The organism is Cognatundibacterium crateris, assembly GCF_010078235.1.
GTDB classification, from domain to species: Bacteria; Pseudomonadota; Gammaproteobacteria; order Burkholderiales; family Burkholderiaceae_D; genus Undibacterium; species Undibacterium crateris.
On sequence record NZ_JAABOS010000007.1, the window covers coordinates 163,377 to 180,686 of the forward strand.

Annotated in this window: 18 protein-coding genes; 1 reads left to right on the forward strand and 17 read right to left on the reverse strand. The window is 54.9% G+C overall.

Going from position 1 to position 17,310, the window contains the following annotated elements:
• Nucleotides 1-9: 9 nt before the first annotated feature.
• The 13 genes from gspF to EYB48_RS14055 all read right to left on the reverse strand — a co-directional run bounded on the left by gspF (nucleotide 10) and on the right by EYB48_RS14055 (nucleotide 13,163).
• Complete coding sequence (gene gspF / locus EYB48_RS13995) at nucleotides 10-1,230, reverse strand: type II secretion system inner membrane protein GspF (RefSeq protein WP_162020983.1); 1,221 nt, start codon at nucleotides 1,228-1,230, stop codon at nucleotides 10-12.
• 4 nt (nucleotides 1,231-1,234) lie between these two features.
• On the reverse strand, nucleotides 1,235-2,665 hold the full coding sequence (gene gspE, locus EYB48_RS14000; protein ID WP_162020984.1) for a type II secretion system ATPase GspE: 1,431 nt from the start codon (nucleotides 2,663-2,665) through the stop codon (nucleotides 1,235-1,237).
• Nucleotides 2,666-2,667: 2 nt separating this feature from the next.
• Entirely contained in the window at nucleotides 2,668-4,863 is a 2,196-nt protein-coding gene (gspD, locus tag EYB48_RS14005) for a type II secretion system secretin GspD (RefSeq protein WP_235935141.1), read from the reverse strand.
• Nucleotides 4,860-5,633, reverse strand: a complete 774-nt coding sequence (gspN, locus tag EYB48_RS14010) for a type II secretion system protein N (RefSeq protein WP_162020985.1) — start codon at nucleotides 5,631-5,633, stop codon at nucleotides 4,860-4,862. The genes gspD and gspN overlap by 4 nt, the downstream gene beginning before the upstream one ends.
• Nucleotides 5,634-5,661: 28 nt before the next feature.
• Entirely contained in the window at nucleotides 5,662-6,165 is a 504-nt protein-coding gene (gspM, locus tag EYB48_RS14015) for a type II secretion system protein GspM (protein WP_162020986.1), read from the reverse strand.
• The gene (gene gspL / locus EYB48_RS14020; RefSeq protein ID WP_162020987.1) at nucleotides 6,165-7,418 is read right to left on the reverse strand and encodes a type II secretion system protein GspL; all 1,254 of its coding nucleotides are present in this window, start codon (nucleotides 7,416-7,418) and stop codon (nucleotides 6,165-6,167) included. The genes gspM and gspL overlap by 1 nt, the downstream gene beginning before the upstream one ends.
• Before the next feature lie 8 nt (nucleotides 7,419-7,426).
• Nucleotides 7,427-8,443 carry a type II secretion system minor pseudopilin GspK gene (gene gspK / locus EYB48_RS14025; RefSeq protein WP_202927790.1) on the reverse strand — a complete coding sequence of 339 codons (1,017 nt, stop codon included), beginning with the start codon at nucleotides 8,441-8,443 and terminating at the stop codon, nucleotides 7,427-7,429.
• Nucleotides 8,443-9,126 carry a PulJ/GspJ family protein gene (locus EYB48_RS14030; RefSeq protein ID WP_162020988.1) on the reverse strand — a complete coding sequence of 228 codons (684 nt, stop codon included), beginning with the start codon at nucleotides 9,124-9,126 and terminating at the stop codon, nucleotides 8,443-8,445. The genes gspK and EYB48_RS14030 overlap by 1 nt, the downstream gene beginning before the upstream one ends.
• The gene (gspI, locus tag EYB48_RS14035; RefSeq protein ID WP_162020989.1) at nucleotides 9,116-9,502 is read right to left on the reverse strand and encodes a type II secretion system minor pseudopilin GspI; all 387 of its coding nucleotides are present in this window, start codon (nucleotides 9,500-9,502) and stop codon (nucleotides 9,116-9,118) included. Before gspI ends, EYB48_RS14030 begins: the two co-directional genes overlap by 11 nt.
• Nucleotides 9,492-9,962 (reverse strand): type II secretion system minor pseudopilin GspH, encoded by a 471-nt coding sequence (gene gspH, locus EYB48_RS14040; RefSeq protein WP_408058300.1) that lies wholly within the window; start codon nucleotides 9,960-9,962, stop codon nucleotides 9,492-9,494. The genes gspI and gspH overlap by 11 nt, the downstream gene beginning before the upstream one ends.
• Before the next feature lie 3 nt (nucleotides 9,963-9,965).
• On the reverse strand, nucleotides 9,966-10,427 hold the full coding sequence (gene gspG, locus EYB48_RS14045) for a type II secretion system major pseudopilin GspG (RefSeq protein ID WP_162020990.1): 462 nt from the start codon (nucleotides 10,425-10,427) through the stop codon (nucleotides 9,966-9,968).
• 206 nt (nucleotides 10,428-10,633) lie between these two features.
• The gene (locus tag EYB48_RS14050) at nucleotides 10,634-12,901 is read right to left on the reverse strand and encodes a xanthine dehydrogenase family protein molybdopterin-binding subunit (RefSeq protein ID WP_162020991.1); all 2,268 of its coding nucleotides are present in this window, start codon (nucleotides 12,899-12,901) and stop codon (nucleotides 10,634-10,636) included.
• A gap of 70 nt (nucleotides 12,902-12,971) precedes the next feature.
• Nucleotides 12,972-13,163 carry a DUF1289 domain-containing protein gene (locus EYB48_RS14055; RefSeq protein WP_162020992.1) on the reverse strand — a complete coding sequence of 64 codons (192 nt, stop codon included), beginning with the start codon at nucleotides 13,161-13,163 and terminating at the stop codon, nucleotides 12,972-12,974.
• Between the two features lie 345 nt (nucleotides 13,164-13,508).
• Here EYB48_RS14055 and EYB48_RS14060 point away from each other — a divergent pair, with 345 nt between their 5' ends.
• Nucleotides 13,509-14,111, forward strand: coding sequence for a MarC family protein (locus EYB48_RS14060; RefSeq protein ID WP_162020993.1), 603 nt, complete (start codon nucleotides 13,509-13,511; stop codon nucleotides 14,109-14,111).
• Nucleotides 14,112-14,294: 183 nt separating this feature from the next.
• Here the strand turns inward: EYB48_RS14060 and EYB48_RS14065 are convergent, their stop codons facing one another.
• From EYB48_RS14065 to EYB48_RS14080, 4 genes are read right to left on the reverse strand one after another with little or no spacing between them, the layout of a single operon-like run.
• Nucleotides 14,295-15,590 carry a CaiB/BaiF CoA transferase family protein gene (locus tag EYB48_RS14065; protein ID WP_162020994.1) on the reverse strand — a complete coding sequence of 432 codons (1,296 nt, stop codon included), beginning with the start codon at nucleotides 15,588-15,590 and terminating at the stop codon, nucleotides 14,295-14,297.
• The gene (locus EYB48_RS14070; protein ID WP_162020995.1) at nucleotides 15,587-16,261 is read right to left on the reverse strand and encodes an HD domain-containing protein; all 675 of its coding nucleotides are present in this window, start codon (nucleotides 16,259-16,261) and stop codon (nucleotides 15,587-15,589) included. Before EYB48_RS14070 ends, EYB48_RS14065 begins: the two co-directional genes overlap by 4 nt.
• Before the next feature lie 8 nt (nucleotides 16,262-16,269).
• Entirely contained in the window at nucleotides 16,270-16,866 is a 597-nt protein-coding gene (recR, locus tag EYB48_RS14075; RefSeq protein ID WP_162020996.1) for a recombination mediator RecR, read from the reverse strand.
• A 2-nt stretch (nucleotides 16,867-16,868) separates the two neighbouring features.
• A complete protein-coding gene (locus EYB48_RS14080) occupies nucleotides 16,869-17,195 on the reverse strand; it encodes a YbaB/EbfC family nucleoid-associated protein (protein ID WP_162020997.1) in 327 nt (108 codons plus the stop codon).
• Between the last annotated feature and the right edge of the window lie 115 nt (nucleotides 17,196-17,310).

Below are 17,310 nucleotides of genomic sequence, written 5' to 3' on the forward strand. Positions count from 1 at the left end.
TTTTCCTTATCAGCGAACCAATTGATTGATCTCGATAATCGGCATCAGCACTGCCAATACGATCATTAATACCACGCCACCCATGGCGAGGATCAGCAGCGGTTCCAGCATATTAGCCATGGTGAGTGCGCGGCGCTCCAGATCCAGCTCCTGGGTATTCGAGGCACGTTCCAGCATGGCAGGCAATTCACCCGTGACTTCACCGGCCCGTATCATGTGTATCAGCATAGGCGGGAAATGCTTATGCACCGACAAAGCACGCGCCAGGCTGACGCCTTCGCGCACGCTGTTGGTGGCCTCTTCTACCTGCAGGCGCATCGCCACATTGGACAAGGTTTCACGACTGGTTTGCAAAGCCTTCAGGATGGGCACACCGGAGCCGGTAGTAATTGCCAGCGTGCTGGCAAAACGCGCCGTATTCAGGCTACGCTCGAAGCGTCCATATACCGGTGCGACCAGCAACCAGCGATGCCAGCGCATCTTAATATCCGGATCACGTAATGCGACGCGCCACAGCGAATACGCACCGACCAGCACAATCGCGACCAGCCAGCCCCAGCTGCGTACAAAATCGGAAATCGCGAGCATCATCACGGTCAGGAAAGGCAGCTTTTGCTTGGTATTGGCAAACACCGACACAATCTGCGGCACCACGTAAGTCAGTAGGAAAATCACAATCGCAAACGCGACGACGGTCACAATGGCCGGATAAGTAAACGCCAGCTTGACTTTCTGCACCAGCGCATTACGGCGTTCGATATAGTCAGCCAGCTTGGACAAGACGCGTGACAAATGACCGATCTGCTCACCAGAGGCGACCAGCGCCGTGTAGATTTCAGGGAAGTCGTTGGCATGCTGTTTCAAGGCATCCGACAAGGCGGAACCCGCCATCACTTCCGAACGCACCGATGCCACCAGATCGCGGATAAAGGTGCGCTCAGCCTGATCGAGCAAGGCCGACAAGGCCTGTTCCAGCGGCAGCCCCGCCTCCAGCAAGCTGGCTAACTGGCGCGTGAACATGGCCAGCTCTATGGTCGATAATTTATCGGCAAAGAGTCCGGCCTTAGCCCCGGTCTGACCATCATTTTTTTGCTGTATCGCCTCTACCGTGACCGGCACCAGCCCCTGTGAACGCAAATCACTGCGCGCAGCACGCGCACTGTCGGCGTTGACCACGCCCTTGCTGACACTGCCTGCGCTGTCGACGGCTTCATATCGGAATGCTGGCACGGCCTTACTCCTTGGTCACGCGAAGTAATTCTTCCGGCGTCGTAATGCCGCTGGCTAACCAGCGCTCGCCATCTTCACGCATGGTTTTCATGCCATCCTTTTGTGCCGCGGCACGGATTTCAGCCTCCGAAGCCTGGTGGTGAATCTGAGCCCGGATTTCTTCGGTGGTCTGCAATAATTCATACACACCAACCCGTCCCTGATAGCCGGTATGTCCGCAATGATCGCAGCCAACCGCATGCCATCTGCCACCTTCTTCACGACGGCAATGGGTACACAGCTTACGCACCAGACGTTGCGCAACCACGCCCAGCAGCGACGATGACAACAGGAAGGGTTCTATGCCCATGTCCAGCAAACGTGTGACGGCTGCCGCAGAGTCATTGGTATGCAGAGTGGCTAACACCAAATGGCCGGTCAACGAAGCCTGTACCGCGATCTGCGCCGTTTCCAGGTCACGGATTTCACCGATCATGATCACATCCGGATCCTGACGCAGAATCGCACGCAAGGCCTTGGCAAAGCTCATGTCGATACGCGCATTGACCTGGGTCTGGCCGACGCCCGCCAGTTCATATTCGATAGGATCTTCCACTGTCAGAATATTGGTGGTACCGGCGTTCACACGTGACAAAGCGGCATACAAGGTGGTGGTTTTACCCGAGCCAGTCGGCCCGGTTACCAGCACGATGCCGTGCGGTTGTGCGATCAGCTTATCAAACTGATTCAAGACATCCTGACTCATACCCAGATGACCCAGATCCAGTCGTCCGGCTTCTTTATCCAGCAAACGCAGTACCGCGCGCTCACCATGTCCGGTCGGCAGCGTGGAGACACGCACATCGACAGGCTTGCCACCGATACGCAGCGTGATACGGCCATCCTGCGGCAGACGTTTTTCGGCGATATCTAACTGCGCCATGATTTTGATACGCGAAATCAGGGAAGCATGGATCGCTTTGCGTGGTCTGACCACATCCCGCAAAGCGCCATCAACGCGGAAGCGCACCACAGAAATCTGTTCAAACGGTTCGATATGGATATCCGATGCGCCATCGCGCAAAGCCTGGGTCAGCAAGGCATTGATCATGCGTATCACCGGCGCATCATCGGCCGATTCCAGCAAATCCTCAACTGCAGGCATGTCCGACATCAGCTTAGCCAGATCCAGATCAGATTCCACCTCGCCCACCACATCGGCAGCATCACCGCCAGAACCCGCATAGGCCTTGGCGATCAGCGCAGCCAGCTCGTCCTGCGACAGCAAACTGTATTTAACTTTGCCAAACTTTCTGCCGACTTCAGCAATCGCTGTGGCCGGCGTCTTGTCAGATAAAGAGATTTCTACCGGCGCTTCCGGCAAGGCCGTGTCACGGCTGGCGAGTATAGAAAAATCACGCGCAAACCCGAATGGCAATAAGCGATTTTCCAGCATGATTATTTGCTTTCTTTACCGGCCTGTGGCGCTTGCTTAGTCTTGGCACTATCGACAGGCAGCATCAGCTTGCCCTTCTCCATACGCATAGAAAAATCCATCATGTCGCCACTGCGGCTCGGTGCCACCTGACCCTGTATGTAGTCGTAGCGATCCAGCGATATGCTATTACTCTGCTCGGCATTGCGCACCACGATAGGACGCAGGAACACCATCAGATTGGTCTTACCACGTTTAGCAGTCTGGTATTTAAACAGGTTGCCAACCACCGGCAGGTCACCCAGCAAAGGGACTTTTTCATTAGTATCCGATGCACTGTCTTCCATCAGACCGCCCAGTGCCAGAATTTCACCATCTTCCACCAGCACATTGGTCGCAATAGAACGCTGTTTGGTAATCAGACCTGCTGCGGTCGTGGTTGCTGCCTCGTCCACACTGGAGCTTTCCTGGTAGATCGCAAGCTTGACGGTTCCACCTTCAGAAATCTGCGGTTTGACGGTCAGTTTCAGACCAATTTCCTTGCGTTCTATGGTCTGGAAAGGATTCACGCCTGAACCACCGGTCGAGGTGGAGGTAGTGAACTGACCAGTCACGAAAGGAACGTTTTTACCGACCACCATTTTCGCTTCTTCATTATCCAGCGTCAGCAGATTCGGCATAGACAGAATATTGGTGCCGCTCATGCCCTGCAAGGCATGTGCCACCGCGCCCAGGCCCAGTTTACCGCCGATCTGGCGGAACAAACCTACCGTCAGACCATTTGACGGTGTTGGTGTTTTGGATGTGGCGAGGCTCAGCAGATTATTGCCATCTTTGGTGAACACACTGCCGCCGCCGACGCGATATTTGCTATTGCTATCCCCGGTCAGGGCAGCCCATTGCACACCGAATTCATCGGCTTTATCTGCAGCCACTTCAACGATCAGTGCCTCTACATAGACCTGGGCACGGCGTGCATCGAGCTGGTCGATCACAGCGCGCAGATTTTTATACACCGCATCGCTGGCAGTGATGATCAAAGTGTTGGTCGCGGCATCTGCCTGAATAAAACCGGCTGCACCACCAGCAGCCCCGGGGGACGCGCTGTTGCTGCTGGAAGATTGCGGCAGACCACCACCAGTCACGCCCGTGTTGGAACCCGCATTGCCCAAGGAAAAACCACCACCAGTCTGCGCACCGGCACCTGCACCGCCACCTGGCGTGCTACCGCCAGCATTCGACAAGCCTGAGCTGGCAGGCTGGGCGCTGGTATCGCCAGTCACGATAGAGCGCAGGGTCGCCGCCAGCTTCACCGCTTCAGCATTACGCAGATAGACCACGTGTACATTACCGGGCAAAGTAGTTGGCTGATCCAGTTTCGCGACGATGGATTTCACCAGATTGGCGCGTGCCAGGGAAGGTGCGCGTAACAGCAAAGAATTGGTACGCGAATCCGCCATCAGTATGGTGCGGCCCGCATCAGGCGCACCGGCACTGTTTTCCGTCAGACGGGTCACCATCACCGCCAGATCACTGGCGATTGCGTGTTTGACCGGGATCACATCCAGATCCACCGCAGCCGGTACATCCAGCGAGGCAATGATCTTATTCAGGCGCTTCAGATTATCCGCATAATCGGTGATCACCACCGAGTTATTGCCCGGATTCGCATTGATGGTGTTGTTCGGCGAAATCAGCGGGCGCAGGATAGTCACCACATTCGCTGCCGATTCGTAATTCAGGCGGTACACCTGGGTCGCAACCTGATCGCCTTTGACCGATTCAGCGCGCTCACCCTGGGTGGAGCTGGTTGGACCAGGCTGCAACTTTGCGTCGGCTTCCGGCACTACCTTATAAAAGCCATCGGCATACACCACCGAATAGCCTTGCAGGCGCAAGGTCGATGTCAGCAGTTTAAAGGCCTGTTCCTTATTCAGCGATTTCTCTGAGACCAGATTGATCTGCCCTTTGACGCGCGGATCGATGATGAAAGTCATGCCGGTGTAGTGACCGATGGCTTTCACAACGGCTTCGATATCGGCCGCTACAAAGTTCAGATCAACGGTGCTGGCGGCGGGATTCTGTGCATACACCGGTGTCACCGCAAAGCAGGCTGCCACCAGCGCAGCGGCACTGGCCAGCGCAGATAACGGGTACTTAGGTTTGCATAAGGAATGGCTAATCATGGCTGCCTTGTTTTTTGTTGGATATGTTTTCATTTGAACTCTAACGCGATTACATCCTTGTCGCCGTCTTTGCGGCGCTGCCCCAGCAAATTCAGTAAATTTGCCAACTTTGCTTCATGCCCTTCTTGCGCCCAGGCTTTACCGGAAAACTGAAACCGGCCCCCTGTTACCGCGCCTTTACCACTTAACATCATCGGACCTGTGACGGTCACCAATCCCACATCCGCATTCAATCCATGCAGATCGAAACGCATTTCATAACTGCCCAAAGGCTTGACCGGCGACAGGCGCGATGCCATCTCTGTCATCATCAATTGCAGCTGACCTTGGGACTCTAATTGATTACCTGCTCTGGAAAAACGCAGATTCTGCCAGCTCAGATGCATCTTACCGGTCGGACCTATGGTATTCAAAGGAGCGCCTAAACCTTCCAGTCGCTCAGTCGGCAACACCAGCACCGAAGGGCTCACATAAAAATCCGAAAAATTCCCGTTCAGCCTGACCGCTTGCGACAGCGACTGGCTATTACTGAGCTCCACATCCAGTTGTCCCAGCAGCAGCAAGGGCGAGATCTTCCAGCCAAAACGTCCAGGAAACAGTGGCGTCACCAGACCATTTTTATCCGCCGCCACACCGACAAAAGCCGAACCGTTCCAAAACGAGCCCTGTACATCCCCCAGACTCAGGCGGCCATTACTTTGCTTTTCCAGTGCCATACCCAGCCAGCTGGCCGGTAAAAAAAACAGGATGGTGATCAACACACTCAGCAGTGGGATCAACAACCAGACAATACGTTTCATCATGCTATTACCTAAATTACCTGCTCTGCCATTACTGCAGATTGGCACGCTGTTGTCTGAGCGTCAGATTCACATTGACCTGCCCGGTTTCCGGCAAGGCATTCAGTTTGGCCTCATCCACCACTACACGCGCAGATTTTTGCAGCTCGACCAGCCATTCCATCACATTGGCATACGACGCAGACTGTATCTGTAAGCGCACCACTTCATCCACCACACTCAGCGTCTGCGCTTTCATACCACGCGCACTCAAAGAATTTTCTATCGATTCACGGCTGACCGGTTCCACCATCTGATTCAGATTGGCGGCCAGTTGCGTGTATTGATTATTCATCGCCGTCATTTCAGCCAGCTTTTGGCGGTTCTGCGGTATCTCTTTTTGCAAACGGGCGACACCGCTTAAAGCCGGATCGATCAGCAGCATGAACACCAGCGTGAGCAACAGCACGACGGCCGCCGCGCTCAGCATTTTTTGCTCACGCGGATTGCGTGCATTCCAATACAGGAAAAACTGGGCCAGTAATTCTTTTTGCATTATTTTTTTCCTCCGGCGGAAATATGTAATACCCCATCGGAACCAGCTTCCATTTTCAGGGCTTGCTCGGCCAGTGCCTGCCTTAATTCATCAACCGGAACACCGGATACGGATTTGAGCTTCACATGCAAGGCATGATCCTTGAATTCGACATAAGTGATAGCAGCGCCTTTGCCCGCCATGACCCGGTCCCAGACCTGGGCAAACTGGGCATCCATGATGGCAAAATCATTTTGCGCAAACTGCCCGGACAGACGACGGGCCTGATCCAGCTTCTGCTCCATTTGCTTAGGTAAATCCGAGCTCAGGGTATCTTTTGGGAAGCTGGAGCGGTAAGTCTGTACGATCGCGTCATTCATCGCTTTGGCTTCACGTTTGAGCGTGAACCATTCGAAATTCAGGGCTGCGATATTCAGTACGACCACAGCTGCGGCCAAACCCAGCGGCCAACGCCAGGCAGCCCAGTCTATCGCCGGTTTGTGCAGCGCTGAAATATCGAGCATCAGATCTGGCACGCGTGCCGATACCGACGCCAGACGACTGCTCCAGTTCAAGGCCGCAAAACTCCAGTCTGCGCCCAATCCTGTGCTTTGCGCGATGCTCTGCACCGCCTGCAATTCCTGCGCCGGCACCAGCACATGCAGCGCAGCGCCGCCTGCGATCAGCTTGAGCATGCGTAAAGCATCTTCGGTACTGGTATCCGCCAGACTCAGACCGGCACCGTCGAGCACGCCTTTTCTGAGGCTGATTTCGGTATAGCCTTCGGCTGTTTCGAAAGCTGCACTGGCCGCATCCATAGCGGGTGCGGCTTCCAGCAGCAATTGGGCTGGAAAGGCAGTAATCTTGCGGACATTCCATTCTTTGACCAGATTCGCTGCGGTCTCCAGCCAGGCGCGGTCAGTCACAGCGACCTGCACCTTGCCATCAGTCACTTCACCGGCGACCATGGCGGCGTCCGCCGGATCAGAACTCAGTTGTTCTTCGATCAGGTTCGGCAATGCCTGTTTCAGCTTGGCAGCAGTCATGGGTGGCACAGCCACGCTGAGCAGACTGACATCCGACGCTGCCAACAACAGCGATAACTGGCGCGCACCGTCAGCCAGGCTGCGTAATTGGGCCAGCGTCTGCTGCCCTTGCTGCATCAGTTGCCCTTCCGCTGAATACAGCGCAAAGGATAAAGGAGTGGTTAGCCAGTCGGGGCGGGATTGCGCCACACCCCTGGGGGGCAAAGAAATATACAGTGTACTTGCCATTTTTTTATTTAATTTTCCCTGACCCAAAGCACAGTGGTCGTTGCATCATCCGCCCGCTCAATCAGCGCACTCACATCCAGAGCGGAACGGTTCATTTTTACCTTGCCATTCACTACAAAAAAATTGGTCCAGACCTGCGCATCTTTTTCCGTCATGCCCTTGGCTTTCTCAGGAAAACGGTTTTGAAAATCAGGCAAATCACGGAAATAAGCACGGTCACGGCTGGCGACGATCAAAGCCGCATCACCCATGCTGACGCCATTGATACGGGCAGACAGCACTTCCGGTGGTGCAGTGTTCAGATTAATCGGCGTAATTCCGCTGCGACGAGGCAGAACGGTGACATAGAATCGCAACTTGAGCAACATTTCCGGGGTAAATCCAGGCACAGACAACAAATCATCGACCTGCATAAAGCGCAAATACTGCACTTCAAATTGTGCATTGCCAGTCTGATCGGTCACGGTTTTATTCGGATCGGGTGGCGTACTATCGGGCGCACCTTTAGGCACGACCGGTTTGCTCTGGGTTTGCGCCAGCACAGCAGCCGCGCGTTTTGCTAATTCCGGAGCCATGCGCAGATTACTGAGCAAGCGCGCAAAAACCGCGACTTCCCTCGCATCTGCCATGCCATCGGTGGCCAGATTATTCAGGTTATACAGCGCTTGCGCATCGACGATTTGCCCGGACAAGCTGGCTTCGCTGGCCTCGGTATCGGCGCGCCCGTTTTCTACGTATTGATCAAGCCGGGTATCTTCCAGCTTGACCGACCAGGGCTCGCCCAGATGATCAACTTTGGCCGACTGGCGCGCATCTTCGCGCAGGATCAGTCGGGCCCAGTCGATGGCACCGCGCAAGATCCATTTTTTTTGCAATTGCATGCGCTGATTTTCTATCGAGCGCACCTGCACCTGCTGTTCCCAGAACAGGCTGGCGACAATGGTAATGGCCAGGGTGGTCAACAGCAGCGCGGTGACCACGGCCACACCGCTTTGTCTTTGCTGTATTTGTCGCAGAGTCGCCATCAGCTCGCTCCCAGCAAAAACACTTTAATCATAGGCGCATCACGCCCCTGGACTTGCAAGGAGACTTCCAGCCCAGATAATTTCTCGGTTTTGGGACCAGCAGGCGTGGGAGGGAAAGCTGGATTCTGCGGGGTTTGCCCGCCCGGATTCTGCACATCGTTGCCACCGACGCGCCAACCGGTTTCACCCTGCTTCCAGGTCCGCATCGCGATCGAATTCACGCCGGTTTGCAAGGTGATGACGCGCGCGCCATCGGTGTCGCCGACTGCACTTTCCCAGTCACGTTCCAAGGCTGTGATTTCGCGCCTTGGCGTCAGCTCACGACGGCCCAATGCACCTTCTGCTACGCTATAAGCCACCACCTGATAGCGCACTGGCTGCCCGTCTTCAAAAACGGAACGTATCAACACCAGCTTATTGCCCGCCGCATTGAGTACACTGCGCCCCGGCAGCATCACGGCATCCATCAGATGCGCGCAATCATTTTCCATCTGCGCAAACGCCAGCTGTATGCCACGGGTCTGCGCCATTTCAGCATTCAGCGCCTGACGCGCACGCACGATGCTGTCCAGCCCGCGCCAGCCCAGCACGGCGACGATCGCCAGGATGGTGATCGCTACCAGCAATTCAATCAAGGTAAATCCGGCGCTGCGCCTGCGCGTGAGCTTGAGCTTATAAGGCATTTGGCACCACCTGGGTCAGCTTGATAATACGGCGTTCAGGTTTGCTGATTTCAGTCACATAGACTTCAACCCGCCGGAATGAGGGATTCGGCGTGGGAATCACATGCTCTTCGCACATCAGTTTGAGTTCTGCTTGCGGGCATTCAAAGCTGCGCTCTCCCAATGCTGGCCATTCACGCGCAAGGCGGATTTGCGCCAGCCGGTTTTCAGCTGACCAGGTTGCCATCATGGCGGCCCGTAAATCGCCACTGTTCTGGGTCAGGCTGCCGATGGCGCGCAGGCTGGCACTGAGTGCTGTACCAACGATCACCAGTGCGACCAGCACTTCGAGCAGGGTGAAGCCCTGCTGACGCGTAGACAAAGACTTACTCAACATTGAAATGACCTACCCCATCCGCCTGTATATTGACTGAGGCCTCGCCGGAACGCAGTGTCAGCACAAAGGGCTTGTCCACCGGCTCGCGTCCAAACACAACACGTGCAGCCAGTGCACCATTGGCTGCAGGCGGGTCCATCAGCAATTCCATAGGAGAGACTTCAAACTGGCGCTCGCGCAGCAGTTCATCCTTGAGCGGCGACCACTGTTGATCCTGACGTATCAGGAAGCGATAGGCAAACTGATCCGCTTCAAAAGCCACCGGCAAATTGCGCAGTATGGCTTCATCACGCGCCAATTGCAGCAAAGACGCGATGCGCTTGGCATCGGTTTCCAGACGCTGGCGCTCGCTGGGCATGGCGTTCAGGCTGACCATACCCAGCATGATGCCAGCGATCACCACCACCACCAGCATTTCAAGCAAAGTGAAGCCACGTTGCCGGCGCAATACTGCTTTCACAGATTACTGATCCCAGGAGCCGATATCGGCATCTGTGCCGGCACCGCCAGGCTGACCGTCAGCGCCGTAGGAAAACACATCTACTTCGCCTTTTACACCTGGCGACAGATATTGATAAGGATTACCCCAAGGGTCTTTCGGCATTTTTTCCAGATAGCCACCGGTTTTCCAGCCATTCGCTACCGGGCCTGTGGTTGGCTTAGTGAGCAAAGCTTGCAAACCCTGCTCAGTGGTCGGGTAACGCTGATTATCGAGACGGTACAGCTTTAAGGCTTGCATGATCACGGAAATATCCTGTTTGGCAGCAGCGATCTGCGCCTGATCAGTACGACCCATCACTTTAGGCAAAACAACGGAAGCAAGGATGCCCATAATCACCACGACCACCATGATTTCAATCAGGGTAAAACCGGCTGAACGGCGACGCTTGGACAGCGAGACAGAATGCGATTGCGAAAACAACATATCAGTTCCTAACAGAAAAATTTCAGAATCCGTGTCAGCCCATTAAAGCAAAAACAGGCTGGCGAACAAAAAGTGCAAGGAAGTATAAAGCGTGATAATAATAAAGCTACAGGCTTTTCCTAAAAATAAAAAAAATTTCTTACCTGATCACATATATCGTTACTTTTCTTCCACCTTCTGAACGCATACTACGCCCTTAACCGGGCTTAACCCAGTTTTAAAGGCAAACTGCGCAAACGCTGCCCTGTGAGTTGAAACACAGCACTGGCCAGTGCCGGTGCCAGTGGCGGCACGCCGGGCTCGCCCACACCTTCGGGCGCTTCGGCACTAGGTATGATCACGGTTTCCACGACCGGCGCCTCATTCATGCGCAGCACCGCATAATCATGGAAATTACTTTGCATGACGCGCCCCTGCTCTATCGTGATCTCGCCGTAAAGTGCCGCACTCAGCGCAAAGATGACAGCAGACTCCATTTGCTGTGCGATTCCGGCCGGATTAACGGCAATCCCGCAATCAATCGCGCACACCACTTTGTGCACCTTAATTTGCTTAGCCTCGATCGACACTTCCGCCACCTGAGCCACGATAGAGCCGAAAGAGCGGTGTATCGCCAGGCCATGCGCACGCCCTGCAGGCACCGCACCAGCCTTTTCCACCGCGGCATTCAGTACCGCCAGATGACGTGGCTGTTGCGCCAGTAACTGACGCCGGAATTCCAGCGGCGACTGTTGTGCAGCCGCAGCCAGTTCATCCATAAAGCTCTCTTTGAAAAATGCATTATGCGAATGCCCGACCGAACGCCAATAGCCGAGCGGAACTGGCGTGGGCACGATTACATGCGAGGTTTTCTGATGTGGCAGCGCATAGGCATGATCGAATTCGCCTTCGGCTGTGGTTTTATCCGGCCCGGCACCTGGCAAACCAAAGCTGCGCTGCAAGACCTGATGCGTGACCGATCCGGATGCAGAACGGTTCAGATAAGCCAGCACCTGGCCCTGCGCATCCAGCGCGGCGGTAAAACGCGCCAGCGCCGCTGGCCGGTACATATCGTGAGCAGTATCTTCTTCCCGGCTCCAGACCAGCTTGACTGGCCGCCCTTCGGTCTGACGCGCGATGGCGACGGCCTGGCGCACCATGTCCACTTCCAGCCGGCGGCCAAAGCCACCACCCAGATAACACATGTGCAGTTGAACTTTTTCGCTTGCGATATTCAGCATAGAGGCCGCGACTGCCACCGCGACACTGGGCACCTGGGTGGAGACCCATAAATCCAGCTGACCGTCCTTCCACTGCGCCGTACAATTAATGGGTTCCATCGCCGCATGTGCCAGGAATGGTGCACGGTATTCGGCAGTGAGCGTTTTTGCGACCTGCTTGCTGGCGAGTCCGGCTGCCACATCACCGCGCTGGTAATAAGTAAATCCGGATTCATGCTCTAATTTTTCTGCCAGCTCAGCAAACACCTTGGCGCTGGATAGCTGACTGTTGGGCCCGGCATCCCACTCGATGGCAAGTGCCGGTATCGCCTGACGGGCTGCCCAGTAAGTGTCAGCCACCACCGCCAGACCCGCATAGCCATGCTCACCGGCAGCGGCAGTCAGATCGACCACCTGCTTCACACCAGGCAGTGCCAGTGCGGCTTTGCTATTCCAGGTTTTAGGCTTACCGCCGATCACCGGCGTCAGGCTCAGGGCCGCATATAACAATCCTGGCGGACGCGCATCGATCCCAAACTGCGCTTTACCATTGACCTTGAGTGCTGCTTCACGACGTGGCTGCGGCGTGCCTATCAGTCGAAAATCGGCTGGCTTTTTCAGTTGAATATTGGAGGGCTGCATATTGACTGCCGTCACAGCCAGTTCGCCATAACTCAGTTGTTTGCCCGAGCTGTGCAAGACCTTGCCAGCCTGCGTCGAGCATTCACTCAGCGCGACCTGCCAGCGCTGGGCGGCGGCGGCCAGCAACATGGCGCGCGCGGTAGCACCGGCTTCCCGCAAAGGCTGCCACGCATCTTTTATGCTGGACGAGCCACCGGTCACTTGCAAACCCAGTTCCCTTGCAGTTTTCAGGGTCATCCATTGCGCCACGCGCTTCAAGACGCCATCATCATCCGGATGAAATGGCAGCCCATCGGCCAGCATGGCCATGTTTCCATAGATTTTATCGACAGGCGCAGCGAAAGGCGTCACGCTGCTCAGAGGCACATCCAGCTCTTCTGCCACCAGCATTTGCAAAGCAGTATGGATGCCCTGCCCCATTTCACTGCGGTGCATCGCGACGCCGACCTGTCCATCAGCCGCAATGCGTATCCAGCCATTGAGCGCGATTTCGCCTTCATGTACAGGCAGGGCCTGACTACCCTTGAGTCGCTGGCGTGGCGGCAGTACGCCCCAGCCCAGTATCAGCGCACCGCTAATGCCCAAACCACCCAGCAAAAACCGCCGGCGACCTTGCTTTTTTGCTTCTGTCATTTTTTGTCTCCACACACCATACCGGATTTGATTTTTATACTCCGGTTCCTGCTGCTGTTACGAAATGAATTCAGGTATTGCGACGCGGATAACCCTGAGCCAGGATGCGTTGCCAAACCTGTTCTTTCTGTGCCTCATCCATAAATACCCATTGCGCCACCTCTTCCACCGTACGGCCACAACCACGACAAATATCGTCAAACGTGGTGGAGCACACAGCGACACAGGGTGTATCGGGTCTGGGTTGGGTTTCTTTGGTCATACTTATTCTCCTGCCAGCGCTGAACCCGAGTTTTACTTACATGCAATAGCAACGTAATAGTAAAGCAAAGTCCTGAGCGCGGATAAATTCAATTTGGGGGCAATATTCTATTTTCTGTCACGCCACGTGCGGCCTGAGGCGTGCTGGCGGTTGACACCCGCTGCAATGCACGGGAGAATTCATGCTGTACTGCACAATTTCTCAAACTCTGACAGCACGTACAGAGTCACAAGCAGCTCATTTCGCATTCATTAGCGCACATTTGGTACACATTTAGTACACATTTTTCCTGGCATGCACTAAGCTGCCTGGGGGAAAAGTTTTCATCTTTAGAAAGCAGCATCCATGGCCCAAGATTTTTTTCAAACCCTGATTTTACTGATATTGGTCACCGACCCCTTCGGTAATGTACCGATTTTCGTCGCTGCCCTGTCCCACGTCGCACCTGAGCGACGCTGGCGCGTGATTGTACGCGAATGTGGGATTGCCTTCGTGTTGCTGCTGTTGTTTATGTTTTTCGGTAAAAACTTCCTGACTGCCCTGCAGTTATCCGAAGTCTCTATCCGTATCGGTGGCGGTGTGATTCTGTTCCTGATCGCGCTGCGCATGGTGTTCCCACAAGAGGGTGGCATCTTCGGCGATACCGAAGAAAACCATGAACCGTTTATCGTACCGCTCGCTATTCCGGCCCTGGCTGGCCCTTCAGCACTGGCGACCGTACTGCTGTTTTCTTCGGATAACAATAAAGAAATGTTGGTACACCTCGGTGCACTGACTACGGTGGCGATAGTCTGGCTGGTGGTGTTATTGGGTGCAGAGCGCATGCAAAAAGTCTTAGGCGCGCGCGTAATGACGGCATTCGAACGCCTGATGGGCCTGATCCTGGCTGCGATGTCGATAGAAATGCTGCTGGCTGGCTTCCGCGAATATGTGCGTACACTGATCTGAGCACACCCAACCCCAACAAATTGCCTGCTGCCGGGAACGCACAGTTCCTGCCAGCAGGCTTTTTTACAGGCTCTAATGATTAAAGGTGAAGTAACCCAGCAGGAACAGCACGAGTGCGATCAGAAATTGTTTCCAGAATTGTTTGTTCATCATAGATTATTCAGCCTTCTTCAATGGATCTGATTAAATGACCTGATTACTCTTGAACGCAGCGATTTGTTCGCTGCTATAACCCAGACTTTGCAGTATTTCTTCATTATGTTGGCCCAGCTGCGGTCCCAGCCAGTTTGTAGCACCCGGCGTGACTGACAGCTTGGGCGTGACGGCAGGCAGCTTGACCGGACTGCCATCAGCAAAGCTGTGCTGCTCAAACATTTGCCGCGCCAGAAATTGCGGATCCTGCATCATATCCCTGACTGAGTAAATTTTACCGACAGGCACATCCGCTTGCTGCAGGCAAGCCAGTGCCGTATCGATAGTCTGCGTGCCACACCATTGCTGAATGGCGGCATCAATTTCTGCGGTGCGCGGCACCCGGCCATCATTTCTGAGCAATTGCGCATCATTAGCCAGATCATCCCGCCCTATCGCCTTCATCAGGCGGTGGAAAATCGCATCGCCATTGCCTGCGATGACGATATTTTCACCATCAGCGGTGGTATAGGTATTCGATGGCACGATGCCGGGCAAAGCACCGCCAGTGCGCTCCCTGACCACACCGGCCACATCAAATTCCGGCACCAGCGATTCCATCAGATTGAATACTGATTCATACAAGGCCACGTCCACCATCTGCCCCTGACCAGCGACACAGTCTGCGCCCTGCTTCCCGTTCCAGCGACCACCGGTCACATCACGATGCCGCAGCGCCATCATCGCGCCGATCACGCCATGTAAAGCCGCCACCGAATCGCCAATGGAAATACCTACCCGTACCGGCGGCCGGTCGGCATGACCAGACACATAACGCAGTCCGCCCATAGATTCACCAATCGCACCAAAGCCCGGCAAATCGCGCATAGGACCAGTCTGACCGTAACCGGAAATGCGTACCATAATGGTGGCCGGATTCATCGCTTTCAGATCCTCATAGCCGAGCTGCCATTTTTCCAGCACGCCAGGCCGATAATTTTCGATGATGATATCGGCATCCAGCGCCAGTTGTCTGGCGATCTGCTGCCCTTCATCCGACTTCATATTCAGTGTCAGACTTTTCTTATTGCGTGCCTGCACACTCCACCACAACGAAGTGCCATCTTTCAATACCCGCCATTGGCGCAAGGGATCACCCGCGTCCGGCGCTTCTATCTTGATCACTTCGGCCCCGAATTCGGCCAGCATACGCGCGCAAAACGGGCCCGCAATCAGCGTCCCCAGTTCCAATACGCGGATACCGGCCAGTGGGCCACGTGCTGTGGCGGTGGCATCATGCGCCGCTTGCTGAGTCTGCGTCTGAGGCGGGGGTTGAGTCTGTTTCATGGCCAGGAAAAAAGTGTGAGCTGAGCGATTTCATGCGCGATATTGCGCCGCGCGCTGTGCTCATATAAGTCGAAAAAAGTATCCGTAAAATACAGCTGGGGGCGCTCCAGAAATTGGCTAAGCAGCTTCTTGCGCCCGGCGCGATACAAGATGCCCGGCACCCAGTGATATTCGGCCTGTATCGCTTGCGTGTAGGCCTGATAAACCTCAGCGCTCTGCCCCAGTATCGCCAGATCAAAGTCCAGGAATAAGGGCAGATCAGGCACGGCCAGATCAGTTTCTGGTACACGATGCCCGGCCGTCGCTGCTATACATGCCACCACCGCATCCGTGATGGCGGCATCTGTGCCGAATTGATTCAGCCAGTAAGCTGCCTGCACCGCGCTCTGCGCCTCATTGTCCTTAGCCCGGGTGTCGTAAATTACATCATGAAACCAGATCGCAGCATCCACCACCAGCGGGTTGACCAGATGGTCGCTGTATTGGCGGGCGTAGCGCAACAATGCCAGAATATGGGAAAACTGATGATAGTGACGCTCAGACTGCGCATACTGTTGATACAGCCAGTCGTGGCAGCGTTGCGCCTGCACGGGATCTGCCTGCAATTGCTGCATCAGCCCATCCCAACAGGCTGACAACTCAAGCATCTGATCCGGGCTCAGCGGCTGCATTCCGCGACTCAGGTAGTGCGCCGGTCCAGCATGGCACGCGCTATTGTGCCGGGATCGACATATTCGAGTTCACCACCAACCGGAACACCACGTGCCAGACGGCTGACTTTCACGCCACGTGCTTTGAGCGTCTCGCTGATGTAGTGTGCGGTGGCTTCACCCTCATTGGTGAAATTGGTCGCCAGCACTACTTCCTGCACCAGGCCATTGGCGGCTCTGTGCATCAGCTTATCGAAATAAATATCTTTAGGGCCTATGCCATCGAGCGGCGACAAACGTCCCATGAGTACAAAGTACAAGCCCTTAAACATCAGGGTCTGCTCTATCATCATCTGATCGGTAGGCGTCTCCACCACACATAACTGACTGGCGTCACGGGATGGATCAAGGCAGGTTTCACAGATCTCGGTTTCCGTGAAGGTATTACAGGAGGCGCAATGCTGGATGCGGTCAACCGCATTCAGCAAGGCATGCCCCAGTTCAGAGGCGGCCGCACGGTCGTGCTGCAGCAAATGATAGGCCATGCGTTGCGCCGATTTTGGCCCGACGCCGGGTAAGCGACGCAGAGCCTCAGATAAAGCTTCTAAACTGCCGTTTTTCTTCACGTTCAGAATGGCATTTTGAAACCCGGTGGCAAAGGCATGCCAGCCGTCAGTCCTGCCATTTTTTCCTGGCTGGTGGCTTCTGCTTTGCGAACGGCATCATTGAACGCCGCTGCGACCAGATCTTCCAGCATATCTTTATCATCGGCCAGCAATGAAGGATCGATGCTGACGCGCTTTACATCATTTTTGCAAGTCATGACGACTTTCACCAAGCCTGCACCAGCCTGCCCTTCCACTTCGATCAGCGCGAGCTGATCCTGGGCTTTTTTCATATTGTCCTGCATCGCCTGCGCTTGCTTCATCAGACCTGCGAGTTGGTTTTTCATCATAATGGATTCTCCTGCTTTTCAATTACTGGAATACTTGGTTAATCTGCGCGCACCGGTCAGTCTGCATCAGCGCTAAACCGAAACACACTGACGGAGGTGCGCTACTTTATTCTTC

What these genes read in the sequence shown, in the direction of transcription:
- EYB48_RS14055 (WP_162020992.1), bottom strand. Translation starts at nt 13,163, where the DNA reads ATGACCAAAGAAACCCAACCCAGACCCGATACACCCTGTGTCGCTGTG.
- EYB48_RS14065 (WP_162020994.1), bottom strand. Translation starts at nt 15,590, where the DNA reads ATGAAACAGACTCAACCCCCGCCTCAGACGCAGACTCAGCAAGCGGCG.
- gspL (WP_162020987.1), bottom strand. Translation starts at nt 7,418, where the DNA reads ATGGCAAGTACACTGTATATTTCTTTGCCCCCCAGGGGTGTGGCGCAA.
- gspG (WP_162020990.1), bottom strand. Translation starts at nt 10,427, where the DNA reads ATGTTGTTTTCGCAATCGCATTCTGTCTCGCTGTCCAAGCGTCGCCGT.
- gspE (WP_162020984.1), bottom strand. Translation starts at nt 2,665, where the DNA reads ATGCTGGAAAATCGCTTATTGCCATTCGGGTTTGCGCGTGATTTTTCT.
- EYB48_RS14030 (WP_162020988.1), bottom strand. Translation starts at nt 9,126, where the DNA reads ATGCCTTATAAGCTCAAGCTCACGCGCAGGCGCAGCGCCGGATTTACC.
- gspD (WP_235935141.1), bottom strand. Translation starts at nt 4,863, where the DNA reads ATGAAAACATATCCAACAAAAAACAAGGCAGCCATGATTAGCCATTCC.
- EYB48_RS14080 (WP_162020997.1), bottom strand. Translation starts at nt 17,195, where the DNA reads ATGATGAAAAACCAACTCGCAGGTCTGATGAAGCAAGCGCAGGCGATG.
- gspM (WP_162020986.1), bottom strand. Translation starts at nt 6,165, where the DNA reads ATGCAAAAAGAATTACTGGCCCAGTTTTTCCTGTATTGGAATGCACGC.
- EYB48_RS14050 (WP_162020991.1), bottom strand. Translation starts at nt 12,901, where the DNA reads ATGACAGAAGCAAAAAAGCAAGGTCGCCGGCGGTTTTTGCTGGGTGGT.
- gspN (WP_162020985.1), bottom strand. Translation starts at nt 5,633, where the DNA reads ATGATGAAACGTATTGTCTGGTTGTTGATCCCACTGCTGAGTGTGTTG.
- gspK (WP_202927790.1), bottom strand. Translation starts at nt 8,443, where the DNA reads ATGGCGACTCTGCGACAAATACAGCAAAGACAAAGCGGTGTGGCCGTG.
- gspI (WP_162020989.1), bottom strand. Translation starts at nt 9,502, where the DNA reads ATGTTGAGTAAGTCTTTGTCTACGCGTCAGCAGGGCTTCACCCTGCTC.
- EYB48_RS14070 (WP_162020995.1), bottom strand. Translation starts at nt 16,261, where the DNA reads ATGCAGCCGCTGAGCCCGGATCAGATGCTTGAGTTGTCAGCCTGTTGG.
- EYB48_RS14060 (WP_162020993.1), top strand. Translation starts at nt 13,509, where the DNA reads ATGGCCCAAGATTTTTTTCAAACCCTGATTTTACTGATATTGGTCACC.